Annotated in this window: 21 protein-coding genes; 12 read left to right on the forward strand and 9 right to left on the reverse strand. The window is 59.1% G+C overall.

The window, feature by feature from the left end; all coding sequences use genetic code 11:
- Positions 1–10 precede the first annotated feature (10 nt).
- The 7 genes from B9Z42_RS11440 (at position 11) to ahpF (ending at position 5,204) form a co-directional block, all read left to right on the forward strand.
- Complete coding sequence (locus tag B9Z42_RS11440) at positions 11–691, forward strand: Fe2+-dependent dioxygenase (protein ID WP_100133533.1); 681 nt, start codon at positions 11–13, stop codon at positions 689–691.
- Positions 691–1,410, forward strand: coding sequence for an energy transducer TonB (locus tag B9Z42_RS11445; protein WP_233203623.1), 720 nt, complete (start codon positions 691–693; stop codon positions 1,408–1,410). The genes B9Z42_RS11440 and B9Z42_RS11445 overlap by 1 nt, the downstream gene beginning before the upstream one ends.
- A gap of 15 nt (positions 1,411–1,425) precedes the next feature.
- On the forward strand, positions 1,426–2,136 hold the full coding sequence (locus B9Z42_RS11450) for a MotA/TolQ/ExbB proton channel family protein (protein ID WP_100133534.1): 711 nt from the start codon (positions 1,426–1,428) through the stop codon (positions 2,134–2,136).
- 2 nt (positions 2,137–2,138) lie between these two features.
- A complete protein-coding gene (locus tag B9Z42_RS11455; protein WP_100133535.1) occupies positions 2,139–2,546 on the forward strand; it encodes a biopolymer transporter ExbD in 408 nt (135 codons plus the stop codon).
- An 18-nt stretch (positions 2,547–2,564) separates the two neighbouring features.
- Entirely contained in the window at positions 2,565–2,771 is a 207-nt protein-coding gene (hemP, locus tag B9Z42_RS11460) for a hemin uptake protein HemP (protein ID WP_100133536.1), read from the forward strand.
- A 144-nt stretch (positions 2,772–2,915) separates the two neighbouring features.
- Positions 2,916–3,479, forward strand: a complete 564-nt coding sequence (gene ahpC / locus B9Z42_RS11465) for an alkyl hydroperoxide reductase subunit C (protein ID WP_100133537.1) — start codon at positions 2,916–2,918, stop codon at positions 3,477–3,479.
- 159 nt (positions 3,480–3,638) lie between these two features.
- The gene (gene ahpF / locus B9Z42_RS11470) at positions 3,639–5,204 is read left to right on the forward strand and encodes an alkyl hydroperoxide reductase subunit F (protein ID WP_100133538.1); all 1,566 of its coding nucleotides are present in this window, start codon (positions 3,639–3,641) and stop codon (positions 5,202–5,204) included.
- A gap of 50 nt (positions 5,205–5,254) precedes the next feature.
- On the opposite strand, the gene B9Z42_RS11475 is transcribed toward ahpF, so the two are convergent.
- From B9Z42_RS11475 to B9Z42_RS11500, 6 genes are all read right to left on the reverse strand, one after another.
- Complete coding sequence (locus B9Z42_RS11475; protein ID WP_100133539.1) at positions 5,255–5,845, reverse strand: DUF3501 family protein; 591 nt, start codon at positions 5,843–5,845, stop codon at positions 5,255–5,257.
- Positions 5,846–5,861: 16 nt separating this feature from the next.
- Positions 5,862–7,211, reverse strand: coding sequence for a (Fe-S)-binding protein (locus tag B9Z42_RS11480; RefSeq protein WP_100133540.1), 1,350 nt, complete (start codon positions 7,209–7,211; stop codon positions 5,862–5,864).
- Between the two features lie 88 nt (positions 7,212–7,299).
- A complete protein-coding gene (locus B9Z42_RS11485; RefSeq protein ID WP_100133541.1) occupies positions 7,300–7,722 on the reverse strand; it encodes a rubrerythrin family protein in 423 nt (140 codons plus the stop codon).
- Positions 7,723–7,929: 207 nt separating this feature from the next.
- Positions 7,930–8,124: a hypothetical protein gene (locus B9Z42_RS11490; protein WP_100133542.1), complete on the reverse strand. Its 195-nt coding sequence runs from the start codon at positions 8,122–8,124 to the stop codon at positions 7,930–7,932.
- Positions 8,125–8,152: 28 nt separating this feature from the next.
- The gene (locus B9Z42_RS11495) at positions 8,153–9,007 is read right to left on the reverse strand and encodes a biotin--[acetyl-CoA-carboxylase] ligase (protein ID WP_100133543.1); all 855 of its coding nucleotides are present in this window, start codon (positions 9,005–9,007) and stop codon (positions 8,153–8,155) included.
- A 58-nt stretch (positions 9,008–9,065) separates the two neighbouring features.
- Positions 9,066–9,599 carry an SET domain-containing protein gene (locus tag B9Z42_RS11500; RefSeq protein ID WP_100133544.1) on the reverse strand — a complete coding sequence of 178 codons (534 nt, stop codon included), beginning with the start codon at positions 9,597–9,599 and terminating at the stop codon, positions 9,066–9,068.
- A gap of 114 nt (positions 9,600–9,713) precedes the next feature.
- Between B9Z42_RS11500 and B9Z42_RS11505 the strand changes: the two genes are divergently transcribed.
- From B9Z42_RS11505 to B9Z42_RS11525, 5 genes are read left to right on the forward strand one after another with little or no spacing between them, the layout of a single operon-like run.
- Positions 9,714–12,692 carry a DNA topoisomerase III gene (locus B9Z42_RS11505; protein ID WP_100133545.1) on the forward strand — a complete coding sequence of 993 codons (2,979 nt, stop codon included), beginning with the start codon at positions 9,714–9,716 and terminating at the stop codon, positions 12,690–12,692.
- Positions 12,693–12,732: 40 nt separating this feature from the next.
- A complete protein-coding gene (locus tag B9Z42_RS11510; protein ID WP_100133546.1) occupies positions 12,733–14,004 on the forward strand; it encodes a homoserine O-acetyltransferase in 1,272 nt (423 codons plus the stop codon).
- Positions 14,001–14,585 (forward strand): methionine biosynthesis protein MetW, encoded by a 585-nt coding sequence (metW, locus tag B9Z42_RS11515; RefSeq protein ID WP_100133547.1) that lies wholly within the window; start codon positions 14,001–14,003, stop codon positions 14,583–14,585. Before B9Z42_RS11510 ends, metW begins: the two co-directional genes overlap by 4 nt.
- A 25-nt stretch (positions 14,586–14,610) precedes the next feature.
- Complete coding sequence (locus B9Z42_RS11520) at positions 14,611–15,585, forward strand: tripartite tricarboxylate transporter substrate binding protein (protein WP_100133548.1); 975 nt, start codon at positions 14,611–14,613, stop codon at positions 15,583–15,585.
- A gap of 7 nt (positions 15,586–15,592) precedes the next feature.
- Positions 15,593–17,041, forward strand: coding sequence for a M20 family metallopeptidase (locus tag B9Z42_RS11525; RefSeq protein ID WP_100133549.1), 1,449 nt, complete (start codon positions 15,593–15,595; stop codon positions 17,039–17,041).
- 19 nt (positions 17,042–17,060) lie between these two features.
- Here B9Z42_RS11525 and B9Z42_RS11530 read toward each other — a convergent pair whose 3' ends face one another.
- From B9Z42_RS11530 to B9Z42_RS11540, 3 genes are read right to left on the reverse strand one after another with little or no spacing between them, the layout of a single operon-like run.
- On the reverse strand, positions 17,061–17,681 hold the full coding sequence (locus B9Z42_RS11530; RefSeq protein ID WP_100133550.1) for a LysE family translocator: 621 nt from the start codon (positions 17,679–17,681) through the stop codon (positions 17,061–17,063).
- 19 nt (positions 17,682–17,700) lie between these two features.
- Positions 17,701–18,564, reverse strand: a complete 864-nt coding sequence (locus tag B9Z42_RS11535) for a 16S rRNA (uracil(1498)-N(3))-methyltransferase (RefSeq protein ID WP_100133551.1) — start codon at positions 18,562–18,564, stop codon at positions 17,701–17,703.
- Positions 18,565–18,566: 2 nt separating this feature from the next.
- A complete protein-coding gene (locus B9Z42_RS11540) occupies positions 18,567–19,730 on the reverse strand; it encodes an aminoglycoside phosphotransferase family protein (RefSeq protein WP_100133552.1) in 1,164 nt (387 codons plus the stop codon).
- Between the last annotated feature and the right edge of the window lie 32 nt (positions 19,731–19,762).

Here is a 19,762-nt window from a genome sequence, read left to right on the forward strand (position 1 = left end):
GGAAACAAACATGCTGCTGACCTTGCCCGATGTGTTGTCGCCCGAACAGCTGAACCAAGCCCGCGCTTGGCTCAAAGACGCGCCTTGGGAGCCCGGCCTCGGCACGGCGGGCCGGCAAGCGGCGATGGTGAAACACAACGAGCAATTGCCGCAGACCAGTGACGCCGCCGTCAACATTCGAGAGATGGTGCTCAAGGCACTCAACGCCAACCCCACCTTCTTTTCGGCCACGCTGCCAAAGAAGATTTACACGCCACGCATCAACCGCTACGCGGGCGACAGCAATTACTTTGGCAAACACATTGACGGCGCCATCCGCATGTTGAGCCACGAGAAGCGCGTGCGCACCGACATCTCGTGCACCGTGTTTTTGAGCGACCCCAACAGCTACGACGGCGGCGAGCTGACCATTGCCGACACCTATGGCGAGCAACGCATCAAGCTGCCTGCGGGCAGCATCGTCGTCTACCCCGGCACGAGCTTGCACGAGGTCAAACCCGTCACACGCGGCGAACGTTTGGCTTGCTTCTTTTGGATTGAAAGCTTGGTACGCAGCGACGAGCAACGCCGCTTGCTGTACGAGCTCGACATGAGCATCTTGAGCTTGCGCGACCAATATGGCGAACTGCCCGAGGCGGTGACACAAACCGGCCTGTATCACAACCTCTTGCGCATGTGGGCGGACACCTGATGCTGCCATTCACCTTCGCATCGGCGCATCCACGCGTGCCACGCACAACCCCCGTCGTGGTGCTGTGCGTGGTGGCTCTGCATGTGCTGGCCATCGGCGCTTTGTTGCTGTCGCCCAGCACAACGACGATTGATGCCCCTCAAAGCATCGCCATAGACATGGTGCTCGCCTCCGTGAGCAACTCGCCAAGTCGAGTGCCGCCAGTGGCCTCTGCCACGCAGACAGTTCAAAAAGCGTCGACCAAGACTGCGTCGACCCAGCCTCCCTCAACATCGGCAGTTGCTGCCGCCGCAGTTTCGCCTTCGCCCTCGCTTGCAAAAGCATCATCGTCACCACCAGTCACGCGCAACACAGAGGCACTCCCTGCAACTGCGCCCATCCATAGCAACGACGCGCCAACAGGCCGCTCGCCTCCTGCGCCCACCGGCGCACCCGCCTTCAGTCTGCCCAGCAGCGAAGCCCACGGTTTGAACAACCCTGCGCCCACTTACCCGCGCCAAAGCCGCCGCTTGAATGAGCAAGGGCAAGTCCTCATTCGGGTGTTTGTAGCGGCTGACGGCTCGCCGCAACAAGGCGAGGTCAAAACCAGCAGTGGTTTTGACCGCTTAGACCAAGAAGCCCTGCGCACCGTTTTGCGCTGGCGGTTTGTGCCAGGCCAACGCTTGGGCACGCCCGAGGCCATGTGGTTCAACGTCCCCGTTAATTTTGTTTTGGAATAACTTTTGGAAACTGTCATGGAAAACCAGCCCGGCATTTTGAATTTTTGGCAACAGGGTGACGTCATCACCCACATCGTGGCTTTGCTCTTAGTGGGCATGTCTGTGTTGTCGTGGGTCGTCATCGTCATGAAGGCGCTCGACATCGTGCGCCTGAAACGCATGGCGCAAAACGTCGAATCGTTTTGGCACAGCAGCAACTTGGACGAAGGCTTGGCCGCCTTGGATGGCACAGCCACCCACACCGCCAACACCAACCCGTTTTACAGCTTGGCACAACAAGGCCACGAAGCCTCAGCCCACCACCGCGCCACGCAAGAACAGCTGCACGACAGTTTGGACGTGAGCGACTGGGTCACGCGCAGCTTGCGCAACGCCATGGACGACTCGACCGCCCGCCTACAAGCCGGCTTGGCTGTGTTGGCCTCCATTGGTTCCACGGCACCCTTTGTCGGTTTGTTCGGCACGGTGTGGGGCATTTATCACGCGCTCATTGGCATTGGCGCTTCAGGTCAAGTCGGTATAGACCGTGTGGCGGGCCCCATTGGCGAAGCGCTCATCATGACGGCCCTGGGGCTGGTGGTCGCTGTTCCTGCGGTGTTGGGCTACAACGCCTTGGTACGCGGCAACAAGTTCATCTTGGGTCAACTCAACCGTTTCGCGCACGACTTACACGCCTTTTTGGTCACAGGTGCGCGTGTGGGCCAACGTGACCGAGCAGGCGTTTGAACATGACCTACCTACCCGAACACGCCGAAGACGAAGTGATGACAGAGATCAACATGACGCCCTTGATTGACGTGATGTTGGTGCTGTTGATTGTGTTCATCTTGGCTGTGCCCGCCATTCAAAGCGCCATTCCCTTGACACTGCCGCGTGCGAGCGCTGCAGCGACCCAACAGCCCGCAGAGCCGGTGCGCTTAGACATTGACGCACAAGGCCGCGCCTACTGGAACGGCCAAGCCGTGGCTGACGATGCGCTCAAAGCCCTGGCCCAACAGGCTGCCAGGCTTGACCCGCAACCGGTGGTACGCCTGAGCGGCGACCGCGCAGTGCCGTATGAGCGTGTGCTGCAAACGCTCAGCACCTTACAAGGCGCGGGCTTGGCCAAGGTCAACTTCATGGCGCAAAAGCCTTGATGCTTCTTGCGTGAAGTCATGAGCACTCGCCCCCCAACATCGGCCGCCAAAGCCACGTCATCGCAGCATGCGACGGTGCCTGCAATGGCTGTGGCGCCCGTTCCACCGCTGCGCGTTGACAGCTCCGTGCTGATGGGTGGCCAACGGGTTCTGGAGATCGTGCATTTGGGTGAGGTGTATCGCCTGCAAACCACACGTTTCGGGAAGTTGATTTTGACCAAGTGATGACAAGGAGGTGGCCTCACGCAAGGCTGTCTCAATCGGCCTCATTGAGACAAACAATCAGGGTTTTCACTTTTAGGGTTTACCATTCGTGTCAATGAGTTTGACTCATTCGATAGTTTTTAACAACCACCCAAAGGAAACCCTATGTCTTTGATCAACACCCAAGTTCAGCCTTTCAAAAACCAAGCCTTTCATAACGGCAAATTCATCGAAGTGACCGAAGCCACGCTCAAAGGCAAGTGGAACGTGTTCATCTTCATGCCAGCCGCTTTCACCTTCAACTGCCCCACAGAAATTGAAGACGCTGCTGACAACTACGCTGCTTTCCAAAAAGCCGGTGCTGAGGTGTACATCATCACCACTGACACCCACTTCTCGCACAAAGTGTGGCACGAGACTTCGCCAGCTGTAGGCAAAGCCAAGTTCCCATTGATCGGTGACCCCACACACAAGTTGACACGCGCTTTTGGCGTGCACATCGAAGAAGATGGCCTGGCTTTGCGCGGCACCTTCGTGATCAACCCAGAAGGCATGATCAAGACCATGGAAGTCCATTCCAACGAAATCGCCCGTGACGTGTCTGAGACATTGCGCAAGTTGACCGCCGCTCAGTACACCGCCGCCAACCCAGGCCAAGTTTGCCCAGCGAAGTGGAAAGAAGGCGCGAAGACTTTGGCGCCTTCGATCGACTTGGTCGGCAAGATCTAATTTTTTAGATCACACCCTGCGATGCAGGGCGTTGAGCGCAGCGCACATCCGCCACAAGTGGGCGTGCGCTGTACCCAGCGAACCCCCCCCCCTCATCACCCAGGTCAGCGTTTGCAAAGCGTGGCCTAGGGTTTGCGCACCCCAAAACCGGAGAAAACCATGCTCGACGACACACTCAAAGCCCAACTTCAACAGTACCTTGCCTTGTTACGCCAGCCCATCCGCTTGATCGCCTCACTCGACGACAGCGAAACAGGCAAAGACATGGGCGAGTTGCTTCAGACCATTGTTGGCCTGTCTGACAAAGTCACGCTCGACACTTCAGGCACGGATGCACGCAAGCCTTCATTCGCGGTTGTGCGTGAAAACGAAACCCAAGGCGTGCGCTTTGCAGGTTTGCCTTTGGGCCATGAGTTCACCTCTTTAGTGTTGGCCCTGTTGTGGACCGGCGGTCACCCACCCAAGGTGGAACAAGATGTGATCGACAGCATCAAGACCTTAGATGGCGACTTCAACTTTGAGGTCTACATGTCCCTCAGCTGCCACAACTGTCCCGACGTGGTGCAAGCGCTCTCGCTTATGGCCGTCGTCAACCCGAAGATCAAGACCGTGGTGATTGAAGGCGGTGCGTTCCAGAAGGAAGTGGAAGAGCGCCAAATCATGGCCGTGCCCATGGTCTTCTTGAATGGCCAAGTGTTTGGCTCTGGCCGTATGAGCGTGGAAGAAATCGTGGCCAAACTCGACACAGGCGCCGCTGCCCGCGACGCCGTGAAGATGAGCGAGAAAGCGCCTTACGACGTGTTGATTGTCGGCGGTGGCCCAGCCGGTGCAGCGGCTGCGGTGTATGCCGCTCGCAAAGGCATTCGCGTAGGCATTGCCGCTGAGCGCTTTGGCGGTCAGCTGAACGACACCATGTCGATTGAAAACTACATCTCGGTGCTCGAGACCAACGGCCCCAAACTCGCCGCCGACCTCGAAGCGCAAGTGCAGCACTACGGCGTAGACATCATGGCCATGCAACGCGCCAGCCAAATTGTGGCTGCGCCTGAAGCCGGTGGATTGACCGAGGTGCACTTAGAAAACGGCGGCGTGCTCAAAGCCAAGAGCGTCATCTTGTCCACGGGCGCACGTTGGCGCAATGTGAACGTGCCCGGCGAGGCCGAGTACAAAAACAAAGGCGTAGCCTACTGCCCCCACTGCGACGGCCCCTTGTTCAAAGGCAAGCGCGTGGCGGTGATTGGTGGCGGCAACTCAGGCGTGGAAGCCGCCATCGATTTGGCCGGTTTGGTTGAGCACGTCACCTTGATTGAATTTGCCGACCAACTCAAGGCCGATGCCGTGCTGGTCAACAAGCTGAAAAGCTTGCCCAACGTGACCATCCACGCCAACGCCCAAACCACCGAAATCACGGGCGAAGGCGGCAAGGTCAATGGCTTGAACTACAAAGACCGCGCCACGAATGAGGTGCATCATGTCGAACTCGCTGGCGTGTTTGTGCAAATTGGCTTGGTACCTAACACCGAGTTCTTGAAAGGCACCTTGGACTTGAGCAAATTTGGCGAAATCGAGATCGATGCCAAAGGCCACACCAGCATGCCTGGTGTGTTTGCAGCGGGTGACTGCACCACCATTCCGTTCAAGCAAATCATCATCGCCGCGGGTGAGGGCTCCAAGGCGGCCTTGTCAGCGTTTGATTACTTGATTCGCCAGCCTGTGTTGGCATAAATCCACGGTGGCAACTTGAAAGGGCAAGCGCGGTAGCGCTTGCCCTTTTTTTATTTCAAATCACCTGCCAAACTGGCCAGCGCATCAGGCGCCACCACCACATGGGCGGGGTAATGGGTGTGGTCGCAGCCAATTTTGAGGGCGGCGCCCGCTTTGACCGACGCACACATGGTGGGTGTCAGCTCAAAGCGCACAAAATGAACGGCTGAGGTTTTTTCGTCGTTCTCTCGGTCGAGGTCCTCATCGGCAATCGCATACACGCGGGCGTAGCCTTCGACCTCCACAAACATGCGGTCCTCAATGCCGATGAGTTTGGCCAACTCGCGCTTTCGCTCATGGATGTCGGTGTACTCCAACATCATGGTGGCCTTCCAATTGCGGCCATCGGGAACCAAGGGTGCGTAGGCCTCGATCTCTTGCAAGATGCCTTCTTCTTCAAAGACTTTCTCAATCCGCAGCATCTCCTGGATTTGATAGCGGATGGTGGTCTCGCTTTCGAACTGCAAATTGACGTGCTCGCCCAATTGAATGCTGCGCAGCTTGCGGTGCGCAATCACGTCGGGCTTGTGCAGTTTGCGCCACTTGGTGTAGGCCTCAAGCGACATGAGGCTGTCGGGTTTGATGTGTCCAGTGAGTTGCATGGTCAGTTGTCCAGTGTTACTTCAAGCCGTAGGCTTTGCGAACCAAAGTGAGGGGGTGGTTGAGTTCGGGGGCGCCCAAGTTGTTCACCTCAAAGCCCTGCGCGATGTGGTGACCGCCCAAGGGGCAGTCCGAACTGATGAAGTCGGGCTTGCTGCCATCTTTCATGGTGGCCATGGCCTTGAAAACGGGTTTGCCAATTTTCATGGCCATCTCGTGTGAGCCTTTTTTCACGCCGTAGGTGCCCGCATGGCCTGAGCAACGTTCGATGGTGTTGACTTCGGTACCCGGAATCATCTTGAGCATTTCTTCGGTTTTCTTGCCAATGTTTTGCACCCGACCGTGGCAAGGAATTTGGTAGCTGACATTGCCCAGTTGCTGAGGAAATTCTGTTTTTAACAAACCGTCGCGTTTGCGAGCCATGAAGTATTCAAACGGGTCCCACATGTGCGCTTTGACCAGCTGGGTATCCGCGCAATCGGGAAACATCAACGGAATTTCTTGTTTGAACATCAAAGCGCAGCTCGGTACCGCGGCCATGATGGCGTAGCCGTCTTTGGCGTACTGGGCCAACACAGGGATGTTGGCTTCTTTGGAGGCTTTCACCGAGTCCAGGTCGCCTAGCTCTAGCTTGGGCATGCCACAGCATTTTTCTTTGTCGACCAAGACATACGGAATGTCGTTGTGGTCCAAGATTTTCAGCAAGTCGTGGCCAATACCAGGCTCGTTGTAATTGATGTAACAAGTGGCATAGATGGCGACCTTGCCCGGTGTCTTTGCACCGTCCACAACTTGGACGGCCTGAGCATCTGGCGCCGTGCTGCGAAACTTTCGCGTGGCCAAAGCAGGCAACCAAGCGTGCTGGTCGACCCCGGCCACCGACTCCAACGCCTGGCGTGCCACCTTGGTTTTGTTCACCGCATTCACCGCTTGCACCACCACAGGAATGCCGGCCAATGAGCCGTGCACGTCGGTCGAGGCCAACATTTGCTCGGCCGTGCCCACTTCGCCCTTTTTGAACTTGATGGCTTTGGCGCGCAGCATGGTGTGTGGGAAATCAAGGTTCCACTCATGCGGCGGTGTGTAAGGGCACTTGGTCATGTAGCAGAGGTCGCACATGAAGCACTGGTCCACCACCTTCCAATAGTCTTGACGTTTCACGCCATCGACTTCCAAGGTGGGGCTCTCGTCGACCAAGTCGAACAAGGTGGGGAAAGAGGCACACAAACTCACGCAACGCCGGCAGCCATGACAAATGTCAAAAATGCGCTCTAACTCATCGAAGCATTTGTCTTCGTTGTAAAAGTCTGGATTTTTCCAGTCAAGCGGGTGGCGCGTGGGGGCTTGAAGGTTGCCTTCTGTGGCCATGGTGGTCTCCTTTTTTTGATTTCACAAACTGCCGTGAAGCCAGCAGTTTGTGAAATCGCTGTGCCCCAAAGCACAGCGAAAGGCGGATTTAGTCCACCAACTCGGTCAACGCTTTTTGGTAGCGGTTGGCGTGTGAACGCTCGGCCTTGGCCAAGGTTTCAAACCAATCTGCCACTTCGTCGAAGCCTTCTTCACGGGCTGTTTTGGCCATGCCTGGGTACATGTCGGTGTACTCGTGGGTTTCGCCGGCGACAGCGGATGCCAAGTTTTGACGGGTTGAACCGATGGGCATGCCTGTTGCGGGGTCACCGGCTTGTTCGAGGAACTCGAGGTGGCCGTGGGCGTGTCCCGTTTCGCCTTCAGCGGTGGAACGGAACAACGCGGCGACGTCGTTTTGACCTTCAATGTCTGCCTTGTTTGCGAAATACAAATAACGACGGTTGGCTTGAGATTCGCCTGCGAAGGCATCTTTCAGGCATTGTTCCGTGCGCGAGCCTTTGAGTGCTGCCATGGTGTTGTCTCCTACGGGTTGAACAAATGCTTTGACCGATTTGTCAAAGACAACGGAATGTTGACAGGCATTTTTGGCAGCATCAAATTGTTTAATTCAATGCCATTGATTGAGTAACCCTATCTATAAAGGGTTAACACTAGGTAAATTCAATTCATCCATGGCCTCAACCAGGCCCTAGACAAGCGCCAGCCAAGCCGTGCTGCGCTATTTGTTGTCTGGCTTTGTGGTCTTCACCACCAACAGATCTGGGGCGATTTGGTTTTCTAGCCGGCTCGGCTCTTGAACGGGTTTGGGGCCTAAGCCCAATAAGCGCAAACCACCGTTGTCCCACAACCCTAACAAGAGGTTGAGGCCGACCAGCACGACAGCCACGTTGCGGAACCAAAATTTCGATCGCATCAAACCACCTGTGTTTGTTGAATGGGCGCTAAGCCGGTCGCACGCTCAACTCGGCACTGCTGATGGCCTCCAGGCCTTGGGCGGTGTCCACCAGCATCGCCCCCGTGGCGTCGACGCCTCTGGCTACGCCGTGACGGCCATCGCTCAAAGTGACAGTCACGTTGCGCAGCGCATCGCGGGCGTTGAAGGCGTTTTGCAATGGCGCAAACCCCGAGCGCTCAAACGCCAGCACCGTGGCCAGCAAGGGCGCTGCCACCTTCATCAAGGCTTCGGCTGCGGTGATGCCACCTTGTAGGTCTTGCAGGCCCAAAGGCGCGGTCGACAAGCCTTCGGCCATAGGCGGTGCGATGTTGATGCCGACCCCCACCACGCAATAACGGGTTTGGACGGGTGACGCACCCCAGGCCGCGTGCGGCGCAGACTGCGCGCTCGCCGGTCCCGTCGCCACCGCGGTTTCAATCAAGATGCCGGCCAACTTGCCCCAACCCTGGGGCGTGCCCGGGCGGGCCACCCACAAATCGTTGGGCCACTTCAAGCGCACACCCAAGTCGCCTTGCGGGTCCAAGCTGCGGGCCAAAGACAAGCCCACCGCCAACGACAAGCCCGACCAATCGTGGGGCGCCAAAGGCAGGCCCAGTGAAAAGGTCAGGGCGCTGCCCGCTTCGCCGTGCCAAGCACGCCCCAAGCGGCCACGACCCGCGGTCTGAGCTTCGGCCACCAACAGCACGGGGTCAGTTTGCCCCGCACGGGCACGGCGCATGAGCTCGGTGTTGGTGGAGTCGATCTCGGGCAGCACCTCCACCGTCAGACCTGGCAAGAGGGCCACTAGGGCCAGCCACAGGTCCTCAGCAGGCCAAATCAGGGGCGTGGTGGGCTTGGGCATGCGAGCTTGGGTGTGAAAGACGTCAGCGGCTGAAAAACAAAGCGCTAGCGCTGCGCACTCAGCGCTTTTTGACTGAGCGGGCCTTGGGTGTCTTCGCGGCCTTGGGCGGCGCGGACAGCTCAGCCGACGACGCCAGCAAAGTGCCACGGCACTTCTTAGCGCCGCACCAGCAGGGGTACTCGGCTTTGAGTTTGTCGGTCAACGGCTCGTCAACCACCAAGCCGTAGTCGTAATTGAGCTCTTCGCCGGCCAAGATGTTTCGTTTAGCTTTGATGAAGATGCGGCCATTCACCTCGTCGGGCTCGCAATTGGGCTTGCACGAGTGGTTGATCCAGCGCGAGGAGTTGCCGCCGTACTTGGCGTCAATCACATGGCCTTCGTCGATGTGAAAGTAAAACGTGTGATGCGGGTCTTGCGGATCATGCGGGTGGCGACGCAGCGCTTCTGGCCAGCTGATGATCTCGCCCACATATTCAATGATGGTTTCGCCTTGCGCAAAGTCAGAGACAGCAAACACGCCCTTGCCGTGCACGCCAGAACGGCGAGTTTGAATACGTCGACCGGAAATGGGGGCAGGGGCTTTTGTGGACACGGATTTTTTTCTGTTAACTTAAATACATACGCATGTGTGCGTGTGCGCCCGTGGGCGCGCGTGCGCACGCGAGAGACGCAAATTGTAGTGGTGAGTTTTCTAAGGAACTTTGAAATGAGCAAAACCCTCGTGATCGCCGAAAAACCTTCGGTCGCGCAAGACATCGTGCGCGCACTCACGCCTGTGGCGGGGAAGTTCGAAAAACACGACGACCACTTTGAGAGCGACACCTATGTGGTGTCCAGCGCGGTGGGCCACTTGGTGGAAATCCAAGCGCCCGAAGAGTTCGACGTCAAACGCGGCAAGTGGAGCTTTGCCAACTTGCCCGTCATTCCGCCGTACTTCGATCTGAAGCCCGTCGAGAAAACCAAAACCCGTTTGAACGCCGTCGTGAAGCTGGCCAAACGCAAAGACGTGACAGCCCTCATCAACGCCTGTGACGCGGGCCGCGAAGGTGAGCTGATCTTCCGCTTGATCGAGCAATACGCCGGTGGCAAAAAGCCCCTCGACAAACCGGTGAAGCGCCTGTGGTTGCAGTCCATGACACCCCAAGCCATTCGCGATGGCTTCGACTCCCTGCGCAGCGAAAAACAAATGCAAGGCCTGGCCGATGCGGCACGCAGCCGCTCCGAGGCCGACTGGCTGGTGGGCATCAACGGCACGCGCGCCTTGACCGCGTTCAACTCACGCGAAGGCGGTTTCTTCTTGACCACCGTGGGCCGTGTGCAAACGCCCACACTGTCGGTGGTGGTGGAGCGCGAAGAACAAATTCGCAAGTTCATCAGCCGTGACTTCTGGGAAATTCACGCGTCCTTCAAAGTGGAAGCCGGCAGCTACCCCGCCAAGTGGTTCAACCCCGAGCACAAAAAAGACGCCGAAGACGCCGAGAAAAAACACGACCGCGTGTGGAGCGAAGCCGAGGCCTTCGCCATTGCCGATGCCGTGCGCCACCAACTCGCCACCGTCACCGAAGAAAGCAAACCCACCACCAAAGCCAGCCCCGGTTTGTTTGACTTGACCTCGCTGCAACGCGAAGCCAACGGCCGCTTTGGCTTCTCCGCCAAAACCACCTTGGCCTTGGCGCAAAGCTTGTACGAGCGCCACAAAGCGCTGACCTATCCACGTACCGATTCACGCCATTTGCCTGAAGACTACGTGCCCGTGGTCAAGCAAACCTTTGAGATGCTCGCTGACAGCGGCATGAAGCACTTGGCGCCCCACGCCTTGGTGGGCTTGAACAACAACTATGTGCGCAAGCTGCCACGCGTGTTTGACAACAAAAAGGTCAGTGATCACTTCGCCATCATCCCGACCTTGCAAGCGCCCAGCGGTTTGTCTGACGCCGAGCAAAAGCTGTACGACATGGTGGTGCGCCGCTTCTTGGCCGTGTTCTTCCCCAGCGCTGAATACATGGTGACCACGCGCATCAGCACCGTCAAAGCCGCAGGCAAAGACCAAAACTTCCGCACCGAAGGCAAAGTGTTGGTCAACGCCGGTTGGATGGCCGTGTACGGCAAAGACGCCGCGCAAGAAGCCACCGACAACGAAGAAGACGGCAAGACCCTCGTGGCCTTGAAAGCAGGCGAGTCGGCCAAGAACGAACTGGCCGATGCCAAAGGCCTCAAAACCCGCCCACCCGCACGCTACAGCGAAGCCACCTTGCTTGGCGCGATGGAAGGCGCAGGCAAGTTGGTGGAAGACGACGAGTTCCGCGAAGCCATGCAAGAAAAAGGCTTGGGCACACCCGCCACGCGCGCGTCCATCATTGAAGGCTTGATCAACGAAAAGTATTTGCTGCGCGATGGCCGCGAAATGCTGCCCACCGCCAAAGCGTTTCAGCTGTTCACCCTGCTGCGCGGCCTCGGCGTGGAAGAGCTGTCCAAGCCCGAACTCACCGGCGGCTGGGAATACAAACTTTCGCAGATGGAGCAAGGCCAATTGAGCCGCGAAGCCTTCATGCGCGAGATCGCCGAGATGACGCAGCACATCGTCAAGAAGGCCAAAGAGTTCGACCGCGACACCATCCCCGGTGACTACGCCACCCTCAAAACACCGTGCCCCAAATGCGGCGGCGTGGTGAAAGAGAACTACCGCCGCTACGCCTGCGTAGGCCAAGACGGCGCGGTGTCTGAATCGGGCGACCACGGCACAGGCTGCGGCTTCTCGATCAGCAAAATTCCGGGTGGCCGCACTTTTGATGCCGCCGAAGTCGAGCAGTTTTTGACTGACAAAAAGATTGGCCCCTTGGAAGGCTTCCGCTCCAAAGCGGGCTGGCCATTTACCGCCGAAATTGCCCTGAAGTACAGCGAAGAAGACCAAAACTGGAAACTCGAATTTGACTTTGGCGATGACAAAAACGGCGACTCCGGCGAGATCGTCGAGTTTGGCGATGCTCCTTCACTGGGCAACTGCCCCAAGTGCGGCAGCCCCGTGCATGACCACGGCAGCAACTACGTGTGCAGCAAAGCCGTGCCCACACATGCACAGGCCACACCGAGTTGCGACTTCAAGAGCGGCAAAATCATCTTGCAACAACCCGTCGCGGCCGAGCAAATGCAAAAGCTGCTGGCAGAGGGAAAGACCGACTTGCTCGACAAGTTTGTGTCCATGCGCACACGCCGTGCCTTCAAAGCGTTTTTGCAATGGGACGCCGAAGCGGGCAAGGTCAACTTCGCCTTCGAGCCGCGCACCAGCAAGTACCCACCCAAAGGCGGCAAGACGCCGACCACCAACGCGCTGATCAAAGCTGCTGGCAAAACAGCGCCTGCCAAAACCACCAAGGCCTCCAAAGCGACGAAAACCAAAGCGGAAAAGCCAGCCAAAGTGGCCAAAGAAAAAGCACCACGCAAAGTCACCGCAGGCTACCTGCCCAGCGCCGACCTCGCCGCCGTGATTGGCAACGAGGCCGTGGCCCGCACCGAAGTGATCAAAAAGCTGTGGGACTACATCAAGGCCAATGGCTTGCAAGACGCCACCAACAAACGCGCCATCAACGCCGATGCGAAACTCAAACCTGTGTTTGGCAAAGATCAAGTGACCATGTTTGAGCTGGCGGGCATCGCGGGCAAACACCTGCGGCCCGTGGGTGAGTAATTCAGGCGAACGATTTTGGTGAACCAACAAGAGTGAACGCATGACTTTGAATGCAAAACCTAAGCACGCACCGCTGATCGCCACCTCTCAGGCCATGCACTTCGCACAAGTGCTGCCCCTGCAAAGTGGCGCCAGCCTGCGCGACTACACCTTGGCTTTTGAGACCTACGGCAGCTTAAACGCCGACCGCTCCAACGCCGTGCTGGTGTGCCACGCCCTCAACGCCTCGCACCATGTGGCAGGCGTCTACGAAGGCCAAGCCAAAAGCGAAGGCTGGTGGGACAACATGATTGGCCCCGGCAAGCCCGTGGACACCAACCACTTCTTTGTGATTGGCGTCAACAACCTCGGCTCTTGTTTTGGCTCCACCGGCCCCATGCACACCAACCCCGACACAGGCAAGGTCTACGGCGCCGACTTCCCCGTGGTGACGGTGGAAGACTGGGTCAACGCCCAGGCCTTGTTGCTCGACCGTTTGGGCATCCAGCAACTCGCCGCTGTTTTGGGCGGCAGCTTGGGCGGCATGCAAGCGCTCAGCTGGACGCTGCAACACCCCGAGCGCGTGCGTCACGCCGTGGTGGTGGCCAGTGCGCCCAACCTCACCGCCGAGAACATCGCGTTCAACGAGGTCGCGCGTCGCGCCATCGTGACCGACCCCGACTTTCATGGCGGCCATTTCTACCAACATGGCGTGGTGCCGCAACGCGGTTTGCGCATTGCGCGCATGGTGGGTCACATCACGTACCTCAGCGACGATGTGATGAACGAGAAGTTTGGTCGCAAATTGCGGCCCGCATCCGTGGCGCAAGCTGCTGGGCTAGCGCTTGGTGTTTCAACGTCCGATGGCGACACACGCGACTATCTGTACACCACCCAAGACGTGGAGTTTCAAATCGAAAGCTACCTGCGCTACCAAGGCGACAAGTTCAGCGAGTACTTTGACGCCAACACCTACTTGCTCATCACCCGCGCCCTTGACTACTTCGATCCCGCACGCACCTACGGTGGCAATTTGTCGGCGGCGTTTGCCCGCACGGCGGCCAAGTTCTTGCTGGTCAGCTTCACCACCGATTGGCGCTTCTCCCCCGAACGCAGCCGCGAGATGGTGCAAGCCTTGCTCGACAACCAACGCGATGTGAGCTACGCCGAAATCGACGCTCCCCACGGCCACGATGCTTTCTTGCTCGACGACGCCCGCTACATGAACGTGATGCGCGCTTACTTTGCGCGCATCAGCAGCGAGTTGACCTCGGGCAACGCTAGCCATAGCGCTCAGCCTGCCTTGGCTGCCCACACCGGAGGTGCCGCATGACCCACGACAACTTGCTGGCCATCGCCGCACTGGTGCCCCACGGCAGCCGCGTGCTCGACCTCGGCTGCGGCGACGGCGCTTTGCTGGCCCACCTGCAACAACACAAAGCTTGCACCGGTTACGGCGTGGAGCTGGACGACAGCAACGTGCTTGCCTGCGTGCAACGCGGCGTGAACGTGTTGCAGCTCAACCTCGACAAAGGGCTGCGCGTGTTTGGCGATCAGTCGTTTGACGTGGTGCTGCAAATCGACACCTTGCAACATTTGCGCAACGCCGAAACCATGCTGCGCGAAACCGCGCGCGTGGGTCGCACAGGCATCGTCGCCTTCCCCAATTTTGCGCACTGGCCCAACCGCCTGAGCATTCTGCAAGGCCGCATGCCCGTGACCAAACGCTTGCCCTACCAGTGGTACGACACGCCCAACATCCGCGTGGGCACGTTTGCAGACTTCGCAGACTTAGCGCACAAGAACAAGCTCCAAGTGCTGGATCAATTTGGTCTGCAAGATGGCCAAGAAGTCCGCCTGTGGCCCAACACATTCGCCAGTACGGCTGTTTTTAAATTTCAGCGCAACGCCTGACACCTCAACAACACGGAGAAAAACCATGCAACGCAGACATTGGCTACAACAAGCCGCCATCGGCCTCTTGCCCCTGACCCTTTCGAGCCAGAGCGCTTGGGCGCAAGCATGGCCCACACGACCGATTCGTTTGGTGGTGCCGTTCCCTCCTGGTGGCTTGATCGACAACATGGCGCGCCTCATCGGCCCCCGCTTGTCGCAAGAGTTGGGACAGCCCGTGGTGATTGACAACAAGCCCGGTGCAGGCGGCAACTTAGGCGCAGGCGAAGCCGCACGCGCCAGCGCCGATGGCTACACCTTGTTGATGGCCTCGCCGCCCTTGACCATTAACCCCGCGCTGTACAAAAAACTCCCCTACCAACCCGAGCAAATCGCCCCCTTGGGTTTGCTGGGTCGCGTGCCCAATGTGTTGATGGTCAACCCGGCATCGGGCATTCAATCGGTGGCTGAACTCAGTGCACGCATCAAAGCGCGCCCAGGTCAACTCAACTACGCCTCCAACGGTCAAGGCACGTCGCTGCATCTGAGTGCCGAGCTGTACAAAAGCAAGAATGGCCTCTTCGTCACCCACATTCCCTACCGCGGTGCCGCAGCAGCCATGACCGCACTGATGGCCAACGAGGTCGACATGATGTTCGACAACTTGCCCTCCGCACTCGGACAAATTCAAGCCGGCAAACTCAAAGCCTTGGCTGTCACCACCCCACAACGCAGCAGCGTCTTGCCGCAGGTGCCCACCATGGCGGAGGCCGGCATTACCGGTTACCAAGTCAGCGCTTGGTTTGGTCTGGCCGCACCGGCTGGTTTACCTGCCGCGGTACAAACGCGCATTGAACAGGCTTTAGAGCGTATTGCCAAACAACCCGAGGTCATGGCCGCCTTGCAAAAGCAAGGCGCTGAGCCGAGCTGGCTGGACGGCAAAGGGCTGGCCGGCTTCATGCAAGCGGACACCGCGCAATGGAAAACCGTCGCCGATTACGCGCGCATTTCTTTAGATTGAACACGCCATGAACGCCCCCGTCAGCCACGAACTGCTCGCCCATGTGTCCCAAGCATGGGACAACGACATCGTCGCGCAGCTCACCGACTACATCGCCATTCCCGCCAAATCACCCGCGTTTGACGCCGACTGGGCGCAGCACGGCCACATCGACATCGTGGTGCAACGCGCCGCCGATTGGGTGTTGGCGCAAAAGGTGGCGGGGCTGTCGCTGGAGGTGATCCGCTTACCCGGCCGCACGCCCGTGCTGTTCTTTGAAGTCGCCGCCACGCGGCCCAGCGATGCACAAAGCGAAACGGTGCTGATGTACGGCCACCTCGACAAGCAACCCGAGTTCAGCGGATGGCGCAATGACCTCGGCCCTTGGACGCCCAAGTTCGAAGACGGCAAGCTCTACGGCCGCGGCGGGGCGGACGACGGCTATGCCATCTACGCCAGCATCGCGGCCCTCCAAGCCCTGAAAGCGCAAAACACACCGCACCCGCGCATCGTGGGGTTGATTGAGACCTGCGAAGAATCAGGCTCTTACGACTTGATGCCCTACGTCGACGCTTTGCGCACGCGCTTAGGCAACGTCGGCTTGGTGATGTGCCTCGACAGCGGCGCGGGCAACTACGACCAACTGTGGCTCACCACCAGCTTGCGCGGCATGGCCAGTGGCGTGCTGAAGGTGGAAGTGCTCAGCGAGGGCGTGCATTCAGGCGACGCCTCGGGCGTGGTGCCGTCGAGTTTTCGCATCATGCGCCAAGTACTAGACCGCTTGGAAGACAGCGCCACAGGCCGCTTGTTGCCCGCGCAGTTTCACGTTGAAGTGCCAGCTGACCGCTTGCGCCAAGCGCAGGCCACCGCGGCTTTGCTGGGTGACGAGCTGTACAAACGCTTTCCGTGGGCCCACCACGATTGCGGCGGTGCCAACTTGGTCACCTTGCCCATGACACAAGACCCGCTGCAAGCCCTGTTGCAGCGCACCTGGGCCCCCACGCTGAGCGTGACCGGCGCTGAGGGCCTGCCGGCCTTCAAAGACGCGGGCAACGTGCTGCGCCCCTCCACGGCCTTCAAGCTCAGCCTGCGTTTACCGCCGCTGGTCGATGCCGCGCAAGCGGTGCAAGACCTCAAAGCCTTGCTCGAAGACAACGCCCCTTACCAAGCGAACGTGACCTTTCACGCCCAAGGCTCGGCCAACGGCTGGAACGCGCCCACTTCCGCGCCATGGTTTGAACAAGCACTTGACGCCGCCAGCTTGGCCCACTTTGGCGCACCTTGCGCCACGATTGGCCAAGGCGGCACCATCCCGCTGATGAACATGCTGAGCCAAGGCTTCCCGAAAGCGCAAATGATGGTGTGTGGCGTGCTCGGCCCCAAGAGCAACGCGCATGGACCGAACGAGTTTTTGCATGTGCCGTTTGCCAAGAAGCTCACCGCCGCAGTGGCGCAAGTGATCGCGGCGATGCCTTAAACCGCGCTACTTTGAACAATCAACGCGTGAACAAACCAGCGACCATCGAGGCCACCAGCAGCAGCGCCATACTCCCGTTAAAGATCCGGCGATACAGCGTGACTTGCAAATAGTGGCCCAGACGCGCCCCCATCACCGCCCAAACCGCCACACTGGGAAAATTGACCAAGCTAAACAGCAACGCAGCAGCAGCGATCAATCCCAGGTTGGCTTGCTGGGGCAAGTAGTTGCTGAAGAACCCCAGCGTCATCACCCACGCTTTCGGGTTGACCCACTGAAACGCCGCCGCGCCCCAAAAGCCCAAGGGCTTGGCGCTGGCGACTGAGCCGAGGGTTGCATCACCCGGCACTGCAGGGGGCCCACTTCGGACGATGCCCCAAGCCAAATAAAGCAAGTAAGCCATGCCCAGCACTTGCATGGCTTGGTAGATGGCGGGCACACGCATGAACAGCTCACCCAGCCCCAAACCCACCGCCATCAACATGATGAAGTGCCCGCACGAAATGCCCAATATATGAGGCAAGGTGGCGCGGGTGCCGAAGTTTGCACCAGACGCCAACAGCATCATGTTGTTAGGCCCGGGCGTGACCGATGTCACAAAAGCAAATACGGCCATGGATAACCAAACTTCAGCGTGCATGGGCGACTTTTTGCTTTTGTTAAGTCAAGGTGAGCAAAGCCAACGCACTGAGCGCCGCGGTCTCAGCACGCAACACGCGGTTGCCCAAGCTCACCGCCGCAAAGCCTTTGGCGCGCGCCGCTGCGTCTTCCGCATCGTTCAAGCCGCCTTCGGGTCCGTTGAGCAACACCCAAGTTGTTGGCGTGGACGAGGCCGGCGTATCGGCCAGCGTTGCCAATGCCGTAGCGTTTCCATGCGTTGCCTCCGCAACTTGCTGCGCTTGCACCGGCGCTTGCATGATCCCTTGCAAAAGCATGTTCAACGGCTGCGTGCTGGCGTGCAGCGACAACACAGCGTGCTCGGTGGCGTCGCCGCCCTGCGCAGCTTCGCTTGGTGCCGTCGTCGTTTGTTGTGCGCCAACCGTTTGACGCGCCAGCCACGTTTCCAAACGCTCGGGCAAGTCGATCACCGGGACGCGGTTGCGGCCACATTGCTCGCACGCGCTGGCCGCAACAGCCTGCCAATGGGCTTGTTTTTTCTCGGCGCGTTCGCCGGTCAATCGAATCACGCTGCGTTCGGTCATCAATGGGGTGATGCGGTACACGCCAAGTTCGGTGGCTTTTTCGACCAACCAGTCCATGCGCTCGTTGGCGGGCATGCCGACGGCCAAGTGCACGCGCTGGGCGGCCTCTCGCTCCACCGCCAAGTGCTCACGCACGACCACGCGCACGTCGCTGCGACCCATGTGTTCGACCTCGGCGATGAACTCGCCGCCCTCGCCGTTGAACAAGGTCAGCGTGTGGCCGGGTTGCATGCGCAGCACTTGCACATGGCGGGCGGCGGTGGCGGGCAAGTCCAGCACCAAACCGATGGACAAGGGCAGGGGGCAGTGAAAACGCGCCATGTTTAAACCTTGCGACCCGGGGTGAGGCGCGGGAAGGCCAAGCTGATGGCGGGCTCGGTGCCCTCGACCTTGTCGATCAAACGCAGTAGGGGCGTGAGCTCGCTGTAACGACTGGCCGTGGAGCGGATGTAGTGGATGAAACGCGGGGCATCGGCCAAGTACTTGGGCTTGCCATCGCGCAAGGTGAGGCGGGCGAAGATGCCAGCGACTTTGAGGTGGCGCTGTAGCCCCATCCATTCCACAGCACGGAAGAACTCACCGAAGTCTTGCGACCAACCATCGTGGTCCATCAGGCCCACTTTGCGAGCGCGTTCCCAGTAGCGGATGGTGATGTCGAGCACAAAGTCTTCGTCCCAGGTCAAAAAGGCGTCCCGCATCAGGCTGGCAATGTCGTAGGTGACGGGGCCGTAGACGGCGTCTTGGAAGTCCAACACGCCTAGGCGTGTTTCCACGGCTTCGCCTAAGCGTTGCTCCGCAGAGTCACGCGGCATCATCAAGTTGCGGGGCATGAAGTCGCGGTGCACGTACACGCTGGGCGCGGCCAAGTTGCGCTGCACGATGGTCTCAAAAGTTTTGCCGAGCATGTCGCGCTGGGTGCTGTCGAGCTGCAGCTGGCGGTGCTGGGTCAAGTACCAATCAGGGAACAACGACAACTCGCGCTTCAACAACGCGTCGTCGTATGCTGGCAGTACGCCGGGGCGGCTGCTTTGTTGCAAAGCCAGCAACGCATCGAGCGCACGCATGTACAGCGCGTGGTTGGCTTGGGGGTGGTCACGGTCGATGACGTCCATCATGGTTTGATGGCCAATGTCGTCGAGCAACATGAAGCCTTGGGGCTCGTCCCAGGCCAAGATGCGGGGCACGTGCAAGCCGGCGTCTTGCATCAAGCGGGCAATGCGCACAAAGGGCTCGCAGTTTTCTTTGTCGGGCGGTGCGTCCATGATGACGCACGACGCTGCCGCAGAACCCGGCGCTAAATCGACCCGAAAGTAGCGCCTGAAACTGGCATCGGCCGACGCGGCACGCACGGTGGCGGGCAGCACGCCGTGGGCCTGCGCAAGGGGCTGGAGCCACTGATGAAACGCCGCCGCACGTTCGGGCTGAGCCCATTCAATGGCGGGGTAAGAGGGGGTGCCCGAAGGCTGGGAGTTAGGCTGAGTGCTCATGGATAATCTAAATTCTACAAATCAGCCTAGGC

This window comes from Limnohabitans sp. B9-3, assembly GCF_002778325.1.
Lineage (GTDB): Bacteria > Pseudomonadota > Gammaproteobacteria > Burkholderiales > Burkholderiaceae_C > Limnohabitans > Limnohabitans kasalickyi.